This is a genomic window from Marinobacter sp. MMG032, assembly GCF_040112695.1.
Taxonomy (GTDB): Bacteria; Pseudomonadota; Gammaproteobacteria; order Pseudomonadales; family Oleiphilaceae; genus Marinobacter; species Marinobacter salsuginis.
In genome coordinates, this window is record NZ_CP157802.1 from 3,035,540 (window position 1) to 3,049,476 (window position 13,937).

12 protein-coding genes are annotated in these 13,937 nt (G+C 57.7%); 5 read left to right on the plus strand and 7 right to left on the minus strand.

Annotated elements, in window-relative coordinates; genetic code table 11:
• Window positions 1-6: 6 nt before the first annotated feature.
• Window positions 7-642 (minus strand): TetR/AcrR family transcriptional regulator, encoded by a 636-nt coding sequence (locus ABNF92_RS13850; RefSeq protein WP_069181884.1) that lies wholly within the window; start codon window positions 640-642, stop codon window positions 7-9.
• A 166-nt stretch (window positions 643-808) separates the two neighbouring features.
• Between ABNF92_RS13850 and ABNF92_RS13855 the strand changes: the two genes are divergently transcribed.
• Both ABNF92_RS13855 and ABNF92_RS13860 read left to right on the plus strand, forming a co-directional pair.
• Complete coding sequence (locus tag ABNF92_RS13855) at window positions 809-1,888, plus strand: efflux RND transporter periplasmic adaptor subunit (protein ID WP_349342465.1); 1,080 nt, start codon at window positions 809-811, stop codon at window positions 1,886-1,888.
• Window positions 1,888-4,914 carry an efflux RND transporter permease subunit gene (locus ABNF92_RS13860; RefSeq protein WP_349342466.1) on the plus strand — a complete coding sequence of 1,009 codons (3,027 nt, stop codon included), beginning with the start codon at window positions 1,888-1,890 and terminating at the stop codon, window positions 4,912-4,914. The genes ABNF92_RS13855 and ABNF92_RS13860 overlap by 1 nt, the downstream gene beginning before the upstream one ends.
• 16 nt (window positions 4,915-4,930) lie before the next feature.
• Here the strand turns inward: ABNF92_RS13860 and astE are convergent, their stop codons facing one another.
• The 6 genes from astE to ABNF92_RS13890 all read right to left on the minus strand — a co-directional run bounded on the left by astE (window position 4,931) and on the right by ABNF92_RS13890 (window position 10,200).
• Complete coding sequence (astE, locus tag ABNF92_RS13865; protein ID WP_349342467.1) at window positions 4,931-5,986, minus strand: succinylglutamate desuccinylase; 1,056 nt, start codon at window positions 5,984-5,986, stop codon at window positions 4,931-4,933.
• A 194-nt stretch (window positions 5,987-6,180) separates the two neighbouring features.
• The gene (locus ABNF92_RS13870; RefSeq protein WP_069181880.1) at window positions 6,181-6,903 is read right to left on the minus strand and encodes an ABC transporter permease; all 723 of its coding nucleotides are present in this window, start codon (window positions 6,901-6,903) and stop codon (window positions 6,181-6,183) included.
• 3 nt (window positions 6,904-6,906) lie between these two features.
• A complete protein-coding gene (locus ABNF92_RS13875; protein WP_136629966.1) occupies window positions 6,907-7,611 on the minus strand; it encodes an ABC transporter permease in 705 nt (234 codons plus the stop codon).
• Window positions 7,612-7,662: 51 nt separating this feature from the next.
• A complete protein-coding gene (locus ABNF92_RS13880) occupies window positions 7,663-8,415 on the minus strand; it encodes a transporter substrate-binding domain-containing protein (protein WP_069181878.1) in 753 nt (250 codons plus the stop codon).
• A gap of 100 nt (window positions 8,416-8,515) precedes the next feature.
• Window positions 8,516-9,286 carry an ABC transporter ATP-binding protein gene (locus ABNF92_RS13885; RefSeq protein WP_064230039.1) on the minus strand — a complete coding sequence of 257 codons (771 nt, stop codon included), beginning with the start codon at window positions 9,284-9,286 and terminating at the stop codon, window positions 8,516-8,518.
• Between the two features lie 155 nt (window positions 9,287-9,441).
• Window positions 9,442-10,200, minus strand: a complete 759-nt coding sequence (locus tag ABNF92_RS13890; protein ID WP_069181877.1) for an FCD domain-containing protein — start codon at window positions 10,198-10,200, stop codon at window positions 9,442-9,444.
• A 343-nt stretch (window positions 10,201-10,543) separates the two neighbouring features.
• Between ABNF92_RS13890 and dctP the strand changes: the two genes are divergently transcribed.
• The 3 genes from dctP (at window position 10,544) to ABNF92_RS13905 (ending at window position 13,926) form a co-directional block, all read left to right on the plus strand.
• Window positions 10,544-11,593: a TRAP transporter substrate-binding protein DctP gene (gene dctP / locus ABNF92_RS13895; RefSeq protein ID WP_205632635.1), complete on the plus strand. Its 1,050-nt coding sequence runs from the start codon at window positions 10,544-10,546 to the stop codon at window positions 11,591-11,593.
• A 99-nt stretch (window positions 11,594-11,692) separates the two neighbouring features.
• Entirely contained in the window at window positions 11,693-12,397 is a 705-nt protein-coding gene (locus tag ABNF92_RS13900) for a TRAP transporter small permease subunit (RefSeq protein ID WP_069181875.1), read from the plus strand.
• Window positions 12,394-13,926, plus strand: coding sequence for a TRAP transporter large permease subunit (locus tag ABNF92_RS13905; protein WP_349342468.1), 1,533 nt, complete (start codon window positions 12,394-12,396; stop codon window positions 13,924-13,926). Before ABNF92_RS13900 ends, ABNF92_RS13905 begins: the two co-directional genes overlap by 4 nt.
• Window positions 13,927-13,937: the final 11 nt, after the last annotated feature.

The window sequence follows — 13,937 nt, forward strand, 5'->3', positions numbered from 1 at the left end:
GGGCCGTCAGGCTGAGATCGACGACGTCAGCATATCCATCGTGTGTCGGATCAACTGCTCGGCCGGAAATTCCGGGTTGCCTTCGCCCATTTCCGACTGACATAGCAATATTACCCCGTGCAGGGCACCGCGCAGATACAAAGCGGTTTGAACGGGGTCGGTAATCCGGTCCCGGTTCATGGTGCCGTCCTGAAGCCCCAGCTCTATTGCCCCCACCATCAGTTCCATCAGGTCTGATTTCGAGCACAGCATTTCCTCAGCCTGGCTTTCATCGGCCTCGGCCATGGCTGTGGATGCCTTGGTCAGCGCCGAGAAGTAATCCGGTTCCTCCAGATAGAAGCGATAATAGGATTCCCCCATTGCCCGTATCTGGGCCAGACCATTGTCGGCGGTCTGTCTTGCCTCTTCGAACCGCCGGAACAGGCTGTGTCCCGCCCTTAGCATGATGCCCCGCTGTATCGCTGCCTTGTCCTTGAAGTACACGTACAGCAAGGCCCGGCTGAGACTGGCGGTTCGGGCGATGTCGTCCATGGACGTGCGCTCGTAGCCCTTCTCGGAGAACACCAGTTCGGCAGCATCCAGAATGGTGTCGTAACGGGCCTGTTTCTCTCGCTCACGGCGGGTTTTCAGCGGTTCGCTCATTCAATCATCCGGTTGGTTGGCAACAACAGGCATAGGATACCTGAAAACGAATCAAACCCGATTATTGACAAAATGTCAAAGAATGACATGATGTCTAAATCAACCATCGGGTTTCTCCAGGGACTGGACCCCGCCAACTACACGAGCATGGATGAAAGGAAGAGTCATGACACCACTTCGAATCCCCGTCGCCATCGTTTCGCTTGCGGTTTTTTCACTGTTTCTGTCGGGCTGCAAAGCCAGTGACGTAACCCCGGAATCCGGGGAGCAGAAGGTTTCAGTGCGTGTGTCAGAGGTTACCGGCGGTGAACGCCAGGATATGCCCCTGCGGTTTTCAGGTATTGTTCGCGCCACCCAGCGCGCAACGCTGACATTCCAGGTCAGTGGCACCCTCAGGGAGCGTGCGGTGGAGCTGGGCCAGAAAGTGCAGGCCGGTGATCTTCTCGCCCGGGTCTACAATCCCGGCCTGGAGCCGGCCCGGGATTCTGCCCGGGCCCGGCTGGAAGAATTGCGAACGCAGTATCTGCAGGCCCAACGGGAATGGGAACGCTCCAGCCGGTTGCATGAGCGTGGTGTTGTATCAGAACAGACACTCGAGCAGCTTGCAGCGCGGCGGGATTCCCTGGAAGCCAGCGTGGCAACGGCGCGGGCGTCCCTGGCTGAGGCAACGCAGCTACTGGAAGAGAGTACACTCCGGGCACCTTTTTCCGGGCGGGTGGAAGCGCTGCTGGTTGAACAGGATGAATTTGTTGCCGCCGGTCAGCCGGTGATGCGGCTGTCCTCTCCAGAAGGGCGCGAAGTGGAGGTGCGGGTACCCGCCTACCTGCTGGATCACGTGGAACTGGAGCAGACGTTGCCCGTCTGGTCGGTGCAGGATCGCAGTCAGCCGCCGCAAACCGGTTCGGTGGTTGAAATCGCCCAGGCAAGCGCCATTCGCGGTGAGTTGCATCCGGTTCTGGTGAGCCTTCCGATTGACACGCTTGAGCCTGGAGCGCCCGTAGAGGTGGGGATTACCCCGGTGCGGGAATCCGCTCTCACGGTTCCGCTGCTTTCGGTGATTCGCAACGCCGAGGGCGTCAGCGTGTTTCGGGTTCGGGATAGTGTGGCCAACCGGGTTTCGGTAGAAGTCGACCGGGTTGTCGGGGAACGAGTGGTGGTTACCTCCGGTGATCTGTCTCCCGGTGATCAGGTGGTTTATGCCGGAATGACACGGCTGGCGGACGGTGATGCCGTGGAGGTGCGCTGATGACCCGTCGGCTTCTGAACTGCCAGCGCCTGCTGGGCATGGTTGTGACCATGCTCTGCCTGCTGGGTGTGGCTGCTTACAGCACCATGCCGCGACAGGAAGATCCGTCTTTTCCGTACCGGGCCGGCCTGGTCAGCATTAATTATCCGGGTGCCAGTGCCGAGGCTGTCGAACGTCTGGTACTCCGGCCCCTGGTGGATGAGCTGCGTCAGGTGGAGGAGGTGGATTATACGCAATCCACGGCCCGTACCGGCGTAGCCATCGTTCGTCTGCGCCTCAATGACGATATCTACGACACCGACCCCGCGTGGGACCGGGTGCGCCAGGCTATGGAGCGTGCAAAGCAGGACTTTCCGGATGACGTGGGGCGGATGGTGCTCGACGATCGCCTGATCGATATTCCCGCCATTGTCATGGCCGTGGGTGGTTCACCCTCGGTCACCGAATTGTCCGATGTGGCCGAACGGCTGAAGCAGAATCTCTCGGATCTACCCGGTGTGTCGCGGATTGAGCTGGAAGGCGATGCCGACGAACAGATTACCCTGGCCCTGGACGATGCCGCGCTCTACCGGCTTGGCATATCCCCGGCGCGGGTGCTGGACACGCTGGCCCGGCGCAACCAGACCATTCCCGGTGGGTTCGTCGTGGTGAACGGCCGCCGCCTGTCGGTGCTTCCCAACAGCGAGTTTGCCGACATCGATGCCATCCGGGCAACACCCATCGAACTTCCGGATGGCTCCCAGGTACCGTTGGCTGCGGCGGCGGATGTCTGGCGCGGGCCGGTGGAACCGAGACAGCCGGAAACCTGGTATGACGGCGAGCGGGTTGTTCTGGTCTCCATCATCATGGAAGAAGGCACCACCGATGCGATCCGTTTCGGTGAGCGGGTGCGTGAACGCCTGGAGCAGATTCGCGGAGATTTCGAACCCTACGAGATCCGCGAGATGTTTTTCCAGCCAGACAAAGTACAGGAACGACTCGACAACCTGGCCTGGAGCCTGGTGCTCTCGGTGCTGATTATCGTGGCGGTGGTCTTCACCGGCATGGGTATCCGGATGGGGCTGCTGGTGGCCTCGATTCTGCCCATGGTGGCCCTGATCAGTGTCGGGCTCTATGATCTTGGCGGCGGCGTGCTGCACCAGATAGCTGTGATCGGCATGGTAATCTCCCTGGGCATCCTCATCGACAACGCCATCGTGATTGTCGAAAACATCCAGGGGCATCTGGATGAGGGTATGCGCCGGCTGGATGCCCTGCGCAAAGCCGTCAGTGAACTGGCTGGCCCGCTGGGAGCCTCGACGGGCACCACGCTGGCGGCCTTCGCACCCTTGCTTCTGGCCAAGGGCGGTGCCGCTGACTTCACCCGCGGCGTGCCAGTGATGATCATGCTGACACTGTCGGTCAGCTATCTGCTCGCCATTTCCGCCGTTCCGCTGCTGGCGGCCCGATTCCTGAAACCCCGGCGCAAGGCCGGCCAGGACCGATTGATTGGCGTCGCCCGCTTCCTGGGGAGTCTGGTTTCCCGTTATCCTGGGCGACTGATTGCCGCCGGTGCCATCCTGGTGGCTATCAGTGTTGCGATGACCCCCTTTATGGCCCAGCAGTTCTTCCCGAATGCCGATCGCCCCCGGGTGATTGTTGAAGTCTATATGCCCGAGGGCACCGACCAGGCTCGCACGGCAGAGGCAACCGAAGGTCTGGAGCGAATGATCCGCTCACAGCCGGATGCGCTTGAGATTCACCGATTCGTAGGCTTCACCGGACCTTCTTTTTATTACAACCTGCAGCGCGCGCCTCAGGCACCGAACCGGGCTCGTCTGGTGGTTACCACACCGACGCTGGAAGACACCACCGGCATGATTCGCTGGATCCGCGCCCATGTGAAAGCCGAGATGCCGGAGCTGGATGTCACCGTGGGTATCCTCGGGCAGGGGCCCCCCAGAGCTGCCCCGGTGGAAATCCGCGTCTACCACGCTGACGACGGCTCGCGAATAGAAGCGGTGGAACAGATTTTCAGCATCCTGCGAGGTGTTGAAGGTACGGTTGACGTACGCCACGACCTGGACATCGGCGTACCCAGCATCGCCATCAACGTGGACGACGCCACCGCGGCCCGATATGGCCTTACCCGAGCGGATGTGGCCCAGAGCCTGTACGGCCAGAGTTTTGGTGTGGTTGCCGAGCGCTATCGCCAGGAAGATGATCCCATTCCCCTGGTGCTGCGTTCCCGTGAGGGCACGGCTCTGTCACTGTCGCGATTGTTGTCCGTCAACATCTACAACGACCGCGGCGACGCCGTACCACTGTCAGCCGTGGCCACCGTGGATACCACCTGGGAGCCGGCGGCCCGATACCTTCGGGATGGCGTGCGTATGAACACCGTCACCGCGAACCTCGAAACCGGCTACAGCTTCAGCCAGGCCCTGGATGGCCTGTACGCCGGCCTTGAGAAAAATCCGTTACCGCCCGGCACCCGCATGGCCATGGGCGGCGATGCCGAAGGCTCCGGTGAAGCCAACACAGCTCTGCTCACCGCAGCCCCTATTGGCATGTTGCTGCTGCTGTTTTTCCTGCTGCTGCAGTTCAACTCCTTCCGCCGGGTCGGCATCATCCTGCTGACAGTGCCACTGGCCACCGTCGGTATCTTCCCGGGGCTTGTGCTGTCCGGCTCACCCTTCGGCTTCCAGTCGCTGCTGGGCGTGATTGCGCTGGTGGGTATCGTGGTGAACAACGCCATCGTTCTGCTGGATGTGATGGATCGGGAACTGGAGAAAGGAAAAGACATCCGCGACGCCATGCGCAACGCGGTAGAGCAGCGCACCCGCCCGATCCTGCTGACCACCGCGACCACCGTGGCCGGCCTGCTGCCTCTGGCATTCTCCAGTTCGACACTCTGGCCACCCATGGCCTGGGCCATCATCTCCGGCCTGCTGGCTTCAACAGTGCTCACATTACTGGTTATACCGGCTGTATGTACCCAGCTGATCAAAGTCAGCGTGCCGGAACCCGAAAACGCCCCGGCCTGAGTCGCTGAAACTGGGGTCAGGTGAAGCTCTCACCTGACCCCGTTTTTGGCCGGATCAACAGCCCGACTCGATGGCCGACCGGCACCTCCGGATTTGGAAACACAATCGCCTCCGGCGAATGCCCAACCCGATAGCTGGTCTCGTCATCCTCCCAGACCACCGTGCCCGGCGGGTAGTCGGTGAAATTGGCCACATCGTCCGGAATATGAAACCGGAAATTCTTCCCGGTATTCAGAATCTCATGCACCACCTCGAATACCGTCAGGTGATCAAACGGCGGCTGTGGAGCAGGTGAGGGTAGCCCCCGGAACCGCCGTCGCAAGGCATCCCGGATACCCGAGAAACGCCCCAGATCATTCTGCCCGAACGGCCGAACCTTACCCAGCTCCACGGTGAAACTCTCGGCCTTCAGCAGCGACGACGAAAACGACGAAAACGTCGTGCCCGCTTTATGCTGCAGCAGAAGCGTCTCCACCTCCGCCTCCAACAGAAATTCGCACTGCTCTGACGGAACGGTCCGCCCCTCAACATACGGATACAACGCAAACCGCTCACGGTGAGAAGGGCGAATCGCCGTGTGCAGATCATAGTGATAAAGCGCCTGTGGATTCGCCATCGCAAACTGCCGGCACGCCTCCTCAAGCTCCTGCGCCCGCGCAGCCTCGGCCAGCCCCTGATACTCGCTCCGCCCGTGGGCACCATCAAACAGCCGGTTCAGGTTCACCTCCATAAACCGCTTCCCCGCGACCATTGCGGGTGGGTTCCCAAGAATCAGCAATACCGGACAGGCAAGCTGCCACTCGCCCGCAATCAGCTCGGAAACCAGCCCGTTCAGAACCTCAATCGGCGCCGTTTCATTGCCATGAACACCGGCAGAAACAATGATGGCTTCAGCGTTCGGATTGTTGCGGCTGGCTGGCGGGACAATGTCCAGCACACCCACAGCCTTTCGGCTGATACGGGTGCCATCGGGGAGGAGGGTTTTTACCTCCGGTAGATCTGTGCTGGCGTTTTCCAGAGTGTGGGAGAGCCAATCAGGGGAACTGCCGAATAGATCCGAGCAAGCGGTCATGAGGACTCCACGGAAAAGTCTGAGGGCGGTTGGCGGGTGTCTTTCCGGGAGTGTCTGAGGCCATGGATGGCCTCAGTCAAGCGCACATGGATGTGCTCGTAGCGTCTCCCGGGAAGACACCCGCCAACCGACCCGGCACCAAACTGGGAGGCAATACCCTGCCTGCCCGGGCACATAGGTAAAACGCACTGAAGTCAGCCGCTAACCGGCCGCTGATGCTTCAGCAGATGGTTTTCCAGTTTGCGGAACGCGAACACCAGAATAAACGTAAGCGCCATATAGCAAAGCGCCACAAAGATAAACGCATCAAACGGCGCATAGAACCGGGAATAAATGTTACGGGCCGCCCCGGTCAGATCCACGATGGTCACCACACTGGCAATTGCACTGGCATGCAGCATGAAAATCACCTCGTTGGAATAGGCCTGCACCGCTCGCCGCGCCGCACTGGGCAACACAATCCGCCGCATCCGCATAAACCAGTTCATGCCATAGGCCTTGGCCGCTTCAATCTCGCCATTGGGCGTAGACACAATCGCGCCCCGGATAATCTCCGTGGTATAAGCCGCCGTGTTCAGCGTGAACGCCAGAAGGGCCGGGTAGAACGGCTCCCGGAAAATCTCCCACCAGAAGGTCTCCTGGATGCCGGGAATCTGCGCAATGCCGTAATAGATGATGTAAAGCTGGATCAGCAACGGCGTACCGCGGAACAGATAGGTGTAAAGCCAGACCGGACCGGACACGAACGGATTGCGAACCGTCCGCAGGATGGCCAGCGGAACCGCCACCAACAAACCGATGACCAGGGACAGGAACACCAGATGCACGGTCGTGACCATGCCATCCCAGTACTCCATGAGGGTCATGGCGGTAAAGATTTCATTCTGGTTCAGCCACTCGGCAATGAAATCAGGCATCTGTTAACTCCCCTGAACCACGCCGACATTGGCCCGCTTGTCGAGCCACTTGATGAACAATTCTGATCCCGCCGTCAGGGCCAGATACACTGCCGCTACTGGAATAAAGAAGTGGAACGGCATGCGCTCCGCCTTGGCAGCTTCCTCGGCCACACGAACCATATCAGTGAGTCCGATAATTGAAACCAGGGCGGTCGTCTTCAGCAGAACCTGCCAGTTGTTACCCAGGCCGGGCAGGGCATGGCGCAGCATTTGCGGCAGCATGATTCTGCGAAAGGTATGAAGCCGGGTAAAGCCGTAGGCCCGTGCCGCTTCAATCTGGCCCTTTTCAACCGCCAGGAAGGCACCCCGGAAGGTTTCGGTCATGTAGGCGCCAAAGATCAGCCCGATCGTTACAACGCCGGAGATGAACGGGTCGAACTGAAAGAAAAAGTCGATTTCGTAAGCTGCCCAGAGGTAATCCGAGAGCATATTCACTGCAACCTGGCCGCCATAATAGAACAGCAGCATCATCACAAGGTCTGGCACGCCACGAATCAGGGTGGTATAGGTGGTTGCGATACCTTTGGCTACCCGGCTTTGCGACAATTTGGCAGACGCGCCAATGAGTCCCAGGGCAACCGAGAGAGCAAGAGACAGGAAGGCCAGTTCAATGGTGACTACTGCCCCTTCCAACAGGGCTGGGCCATAGCCTTTCAGATCGAGCATGGGAGTGTCCGGTAAGCAGGGGCGGCCCTGATGGGCCACCCCTCGGCAGATTTACATCTTGATGTCGTAAGCGAAGTACTTCTGCATGATGGTGTCGTAGGTGCCATCTTCCTTCAGGGTGCGAAGGGCAGCGTTTACTTCGTCTGCAAGATCGGTGTCGCGCTGGCGCATGGCAACACCCACGCCCTGACCCAGCTTGACCGGCTCACCGACTTCCTTGAAGCCGTCTTTGGAGAGCACAGTTTCTTCACCCACCGGGTAGTCTACGAAGACGACATCCAGACGCTGGCCTTCCAGGTCCAGAACCATGTCATCAGCAGTGGTGTAGCGTTTGATAGTAACAACGCCGCCCATGTTTTCTGTCACGTAGGTGTCCATGGTGGTGCCACGCTGAACACCAACGGTCTTGCCTTCCATCGCGCTCATGTCAGTGACGTCAGTGTTGAAGCTCTCAGGTCCGAACCAGCCGCCCGGGGTGTTGTAGTACGGCTCGGAGAACAGAACCCGCTCTGCGCGCTCCGGCGTAATGGACATGGAAGACATGATCAGATCGAATTTACGTGCCAGCAGGCCCGGAATCATCCCGTCCCACGCCTGAATCACGAATTCGCAGTTGGCATTCATTTCTTCGCACATGGCTTCAGCCAGCTCTACTTCAAAGCCGGTCAGGTTTCCGTTCTCATCTTTGTATTCAAACGGTGCGTAGGGCACGTCGAATGCGATGCGGAGATCCCGCTCCTGGGCTTGTGCGCTACCAGCAATCAGGGCGAGGGCGCAGCTTGCTGCAAAAATCATTTTCTTCATGTGTCACTTCTCCAGTGGTTTGCCTTTTGGGCTTTATTTTTGATGGAAGTTTTTGGTTCCAACATTTTATTTCTTCACCGGTTCAAGATAGCACCGAGCGTCAGAAGTTGGGAGTCAGGAACTGTTTCATGCGTTCCGAATCCGGGTGATCAAACACTTTCTCGGGGGTACCCTGTTCCTCGATCACGCCCTGATGCAAAAACAGGACCTGACTCGACACATCCCTTGCGAATGCCATCTCGTGGGTGACCACGATCATGGTTCGGCCTTCCTCGGCCAGGCTTTGCATAACCTTCAGTACCTCACCGACCAGCTCCGGGTCCAGAGCCGAGGTGGGTTCGTCAAACAGCATGACTTCCGGTTCCATGGCCAGGGCGCGGGCAATGGCTGCGCGTTGCTGCTGACCACCGGACATCTGGGCCGGGTAGTAGTCCTTGCGTTCGTAGATACCCACCTTGTTCAGGTAGGCTTCGGCGCGCTCGATGGCTTCTTTCTTGGGAACCTTGAGCACGTGAATCGGCGCTTCAATAATGTTCTCCAGCACGGTCATGTGGGACCAGAGATTGAAGCTCTGAAACACCATGGAGAGCTTGGCACGGATCAGTTCAACCTGTTTGTTATCCGCCGGGATACGTTCGCCCTTACGGTTGGTTGTGAACCTTATTGGGTCGCCGTGCACGATAATGTCGCCGGAGGTGGGTGTTTCCAGCAGGTTGATGCAACGCAGGAAGGTACTCTTGCCGGAGCCGGAGCTGCCGATCAGGGAAACCACATCGCCTTTGCGGGTCTCCAGTGAAATACCTTTGAGCACTTCAAGCTGGTCAAAGGTTTTGTGAATGTCCCTGCAGATCAAAGGCGCTTGGTCCGCCATGGGTGACTCCTGGGGCTGTAATTCAAAGGCGCATGTTTTACGGACTGTGGATCCGGAAATCAATCCCTTAATAAGAGCGTTTTACCGAAATTCACCGCCGTTGGCTGCATGACATTGTGGTCGAATGATTGTTCAATGCAAGCTTTTTGCCATGCTCAGGTGCCGGCCCGGGAATATTCATTAGCCGCTTCCTGGTTGACTGGCAGCCGGATGAGGGTGCCGCCATCCTTCTCCATGTCTCTCATTGCCTCGCTGACAAAGCGTACATGAGCCATCGCCACCTTCTGTGCATTGGCAGCCTTTCCGGCAATGACGGCTTCATAGAGCTGCCGGTGCTGGCGGACGATTTTCTTGCGCATTTCTTCTCTTGGATTCAGGTTGGCAACCGAGGCCTGGACGGTCAACAACATCATGTTTTTCAGGCTATTGAGTACATGCACCAGAACCGGATTGTGGGAGGCCTCAACAATCGCCAGGTGAAACCCGTGGTCGAGCCGGGCATTGCTGAGGGGGTCTGTGTCTTCCAGGGCGCGGAAGGCCTTGGTGATGCGATGGCGATCAAGCCGGGTCGCCCGTTGTGCGGCGAGGTAAGCGGCCTGACCTTCCAACTGCTCCCGTACTTCCAGGAGATCGAACAGTGTTCGAGGGTGCCCCTCGAAAAGATGCATCAGCGGGCTTTGTTCCCCCAGCTCGTCTGCTCCGGGAACCATGCTCGCAACAAACGAGCCCTTGCCGTGGCGGGTTTCGATCACACCGCGACCCTGAAGCTCGTGCAAGGCCTCCCGAATGACCGCGCGGGACACACCCAGACGCGTTGCCAATTGTCGTTCGGACGGTATCTTCTGCTCGGGAGCCAGCCCACCATCGAGTATGAGGCGCTCAAGCCGGTATGAGATTTCCTGGGAGATTGCCATGTGAGTGCCTGTGCGCGCTCTCTGGTCTGACCAGTGATTGCTTCTGATTAATCATTTTTCCTTTACTGACTACTATGCGTCCGAGCCCGTTAAATATGGCTGATTCAGCGTATTTCGTCCATTTTTAATGCCTCAAAAACTGGTCAGACCAGTGCTGCCCGAACTGGACTAAACACGGATTGCCTACGAATATTCTTCTAATGTCGGCTCGAGCCGGCGTTGCTTCAACGTTGATAACAACAAAGCCAACGGAGACGTTTCGATGAATTCGAAGAATAACATCCGAACCAAATGTGACACCGGCGAGACCCCACCTCGCAGAAGTTTTCTCAAAACCGCCGCCATGGGCGCTGCTTTGGCGGGCGCAATGCTGATGGGCGCAGGCCAGGCCCAGGCTGCAACCACATGGAAGATTCAGTCCGTTTGGGACGCCGGTACTGTGGGCTACTCGTTGTTCGACGAGTGGTGCAAAAGTATTGAGGCCAAGTCTGGCGGCGAGCTGAAGTTCCAGTGCTTCCCAGCCAAGGCTGTCGCCGCCGACAACAACGCACTCTTTGACGCGGTGCGTAACGGTGTTCTTCAGGGCATGAACCCGTTCACGCTGTACTGGTCAGGAAAGATTCCTGCTTCCGTGTTCCTGTCCTCCTACCCTGCAGGTCCCGACCAGCCTCACCATTGGGACACCATGTTCTACTCCATGGGCATGCTCGAAAAGACCCGGGAAATCTACAAGAAGTTCGGCCTGTTCTACGTTGGTCCTATCCAGCACGACGCCAACATCATCCACTCCAAGAAGCCGGTTAACAGCCTTGAAGATCTCAAGGGCATGAAGATCCGTGTGCCGGGTGGCATGGTGGCCGAGGTGTTCCAGCAGTTCGGCGTTTCTACCGTCAGCCTTCCGGGCTCGGATATCTTCCCGGCACTGGAGAAGGGCACCATTGACGCCGCGGACTACGTAGGCCCCGCGGTTAACTACGAACTGGGCTTCTCCCAGGTGACCGACTACATCATCTTCGGACCTCCCGGGGTCATGTCCATCTACCAGCCGGTAGACCTGATGGACCTGACTGTCAGCATGCGTGCCTGGAACTCTATTTCCCCGGAGCTTCAGCAGCTGGTTGAGGACGAAGTGCGCATCTATTCCCAGAAGCACTATCTGGCTATCCAGGAGCGCAACATTGAGGCCATGGAGAAGTTCAAGGCAGAGGGTGACACGGTTACCCGCCTGAGCCAGGAAGATCTGGAAACCTGGCGGAAGGCTGCGATTCCCATCTGGTTTAACTGGGCGAACAAGAACGAGGACGCACGTGCCATCCTCGATATCCAGCTTGACTACATGATGAACGAGACGGTGGGTTACATCACGGAAGAAGACGTTGCGGACTATCAATAAAGTCTGACCATTCAACAATAACGATAAACGGGGAAGGCAGGGTTAGCCGATTCTGGATTAACTCTTCCTTCCCCGCTCTTTGATCTAGGTGGTAACAACATGTCTGATCTGAGTGCATTTGGCTTTGTCATGCCGCACTGGTTCTACTGGGGCTGGCTTGCCGTAATGCCACTGCTCATGATGGCTTGGGACAAGTGGAGCAGCAAGCATGGCGGGGATGAGGCCGAGCCCGAGAAAACGGTTTCCGAGTTACAGTCTGAAGAAGATGATCCGCTTGCTAAGTTTGAATATGAGGGTAACTGGTTTACGAAAATCGTTGACTGGATGTGCGAGAAGTCAGGCCTTTTCGTTGCGTTCTGGACCATCAACGCAGTGCTGTTCTATTTCTTCGAAGTGGTAATGCGTTACCTCTTCAACATGCCAACGATCTGGGTGCACGAGGCCAGCTTCCTGATTTTCGGTATGCAGTACATTCTTGCCGGCGCTTTCGCGCTGTTGCATGGCGCTCACGTGCGGGTGGATGTTGTCTACAACTTCCTGCCGGTTCGCGGGCGAGTGGGCATGGATATTTTCACTTCCATGTTCTTCTTTATTTTCGCGGCGGTTCTGGCCATCACCTCCTGGACCTTCTTCCAGGACTCTCTGATGATGCAGGAGACCACTGTCGAGACCTGGGGCATTCAATACTACCCCGTGAAAGGTGTGATGTTTGTGGGCGCAATCCTGTTGCTGCTCGCCGGTTTTTCCAAACTGCTTAAAGACATCGTTCTGTTCATTCGTCTCGGTCAGGAGCGCACATCATGAGTTCTACTACTGCAGCGCCCAACAACGGCATGGCCGGGAAGCTGGGCACATGGTTAATGATCATCGCCACCGTTGCGCTGGCGTTTGTCATCTGTGTTGAGTTGATCAACATTCTGTTTTATGACCCGTGGAGTGACGAGAAATTTCTCTTCAAGCTCTCGGGTAGCCTTTCCGGCGTAGAAATCGGTCCGTTGACCTATCTGATGTTCGGCTCCCTTGCCGTCGCCCTGATGATGGGCTTGCCCCTGGCTTTCGTGACCGGTGGCCTGGGTGTCATGTTCATCTATCTGGTGGGTGACGCCATGATGCTGAATATCGTCCCCGGCCGGATCTTCCCGCTGATGGCCAACCCGGACATCGCGGCGATCCCACTGTTCATCTTCATGGCATCCATGCTTGAGCGCGCGGGCCTGATCGAAGAGATGTTCAGCGTGGTGTACAAGTGGATGGGTGGCATCAGTGGTGGTCTTGCCGCTGCAACGATTGTGGCCTCTACGATTCTGGCGGCGATGGTGGGTGTCATCGGCGCTGCCGTTGTCACCATGGGCATTATTGCCCTGCCTGCGATGCTGAAGCGGCATTACGATCACAAGATTGCCATCGGTTCGATCATGGCCGGTGGTACCCTGGGTATCCTGATCCCGCCCTCGATTCTGGCCATCCTGTACGCGGTTGTGGCGCAGCAGTCGGTAGGCGAGCTTTATCTGGGCTCCCTGATGCCGGGTTTGCTGCTCTCCGGCCTGTATCTGACCTACGTGCTGGTTCGCAGCTGGCTGAATCCGAAGCTTGGGCCGCCGATTCCGGTAGAAGACCGGATCAGCCTGAAAGAAAAGCTTAAGCTTCTGGGCAATCTGATTGCGCCTCTTGCTCTGGTTGGTCTGGTTCTTGGTTTGCTGTTCGGCGGTATTGCTACCCCGGTTGAGGCCGCCGGTATCGGCTCCTTCGGTGCCATTATTGTTGCGATGATGCACAAGAAGTTCTCGATCGCGGGTCTGCGTGAAGCATCTGTGACCACCGCAAAAGCATCCGCCATGGTTCTCTGGATCATGTTCGGTGCCTCGGTGTTCGTGGGCTTCTACATCCTCCAGGGTGGTCAGCAGTTCGTAACGGACGCGATTCTTGGTACAGGTATGTCTGCCTACGGCATCCTGTTCCTGTTGATGGTGCTACTGGTTGTACTGGGTATGTTCCTTGACTGGGTTGGTATCCTGTTGCTCGCGGTACCCATCTTTATTCCGATCGTGAAAGCGCTGGAGTTCCCCGGCCTGTTCGGCTTCCCGCCGGTTGCCGGTGACGACGTGGTGCTCTGGTTCGGTGTGTTGTACCTGGTGAACATGCAGATGTCTTTCCTGAGTCCGCCGTTTGGTTACGCACTGTTCTACATCCGTGGCGTTTGTCCCCCGGAAATCTCCATGGGTACCATCTTCAAATCATCCCTGGTGTTCCTGGCGATTCAGGCGTTCGGACTGTTCATGTGTGTTCTGATTCCCGGCATCGTGACCTGGCTGCCAGGGCTGGTTTACGGCTAATCAAATCAAGG

What these genes read in the sequence shown, in the direction of transcription:
- ABNF92_RS13905 (WP_349342468.1), top strand. Translation starts at nt 12,394, where the DNA reads ATGAGTTCTACTACTGCAGCGCCCAACAACGGCATGGCCGGGAAGCTG.
- dctP (WP_205632635.1), top strand. Translation starts at nt 10,544, where the DNA reads ATGGGCGCTGCTTTGGCGGGCGCAATGCTGATGGGCGCAGGCCAGGCC.
- ABNF92_RS13890 (WP_069181877.1), bottom strand. Translation starts at nt 10,200, where the DNA reads ATGGCAATCTCCCAGGAAATCTCATACCGGCTTGAGCGCCTCATACTC.
- ABNF92_RS13900 (WP_069181875.1), top strand. Translation starts at nt 11,693, where the DNA reads ATGTCTGATCTGAGTGCATTTGGCTTTGTCATGCCGCACTGGTTCTAC.
- astE (WP_349342467.1), bottom strand. Translation starts at nt 5,986, where the DNA reads ATGACCGCTTGCTCGGATCTATTCGGCAGTTCCCCTGATTGGCTCTCC.
- ABNF92_RS13855 (WP_349342465.1), top strand. Translation starts at nt 809, where the DNA reads ATGACACCACTTCGAATCCCCGTCGCCATCGTTTCGCTTGCGGTTTTT.
- ABNF92_RS13880 (WP_069181878.1), bottom strand. Translation starts at nt 8,415, where the DNA reads ATGAAGAAAATGATTTTTGCAGCAAGCTGCGCCCTCGCCCTGATTGCT.
- ABNF92_RS13885 (WP_064230039.1), bottom strand. Translation starts at nt 9,286, where the DNA reads ATGGCGGACCAAGCGCCTTTGATCTGCAGGGACATTCACAAAACCTTT.
- ABNF92_RS13860 (WP_349342466.1), top strand. Translation starts at nt 1,888, where the DNA reads ATGACCCGTCGGCTTCTGAACTGCCAGCGCCTGCTGGGCATGGTTGTG.
- ABNF92_RS13850 (WP_069181884.1), bottom strand. Translation starts at nt 642, where the DNA reads ATGAGCGAACCGCTGAAAACCCGCCGTGAGCGAGAGAAACAGGCCCGT.
- ABNF92_RS13870 (WP_069181880.1), bottom strand. Translation starts at nt 6,903, where the DNA reads ATGCCTGATTTCATTGCCGAGTGGCTGAACCAGAATGAAATCTTTACC.
- ABNF92_RS13875 (WP_136629966.1), bottom strand. Translation starts at nt 7,611, where the DNA reads ATGCTCGATCTGAAAGGCTATGGCCCAGCCCTGTTGGAAGGGGCAGTA.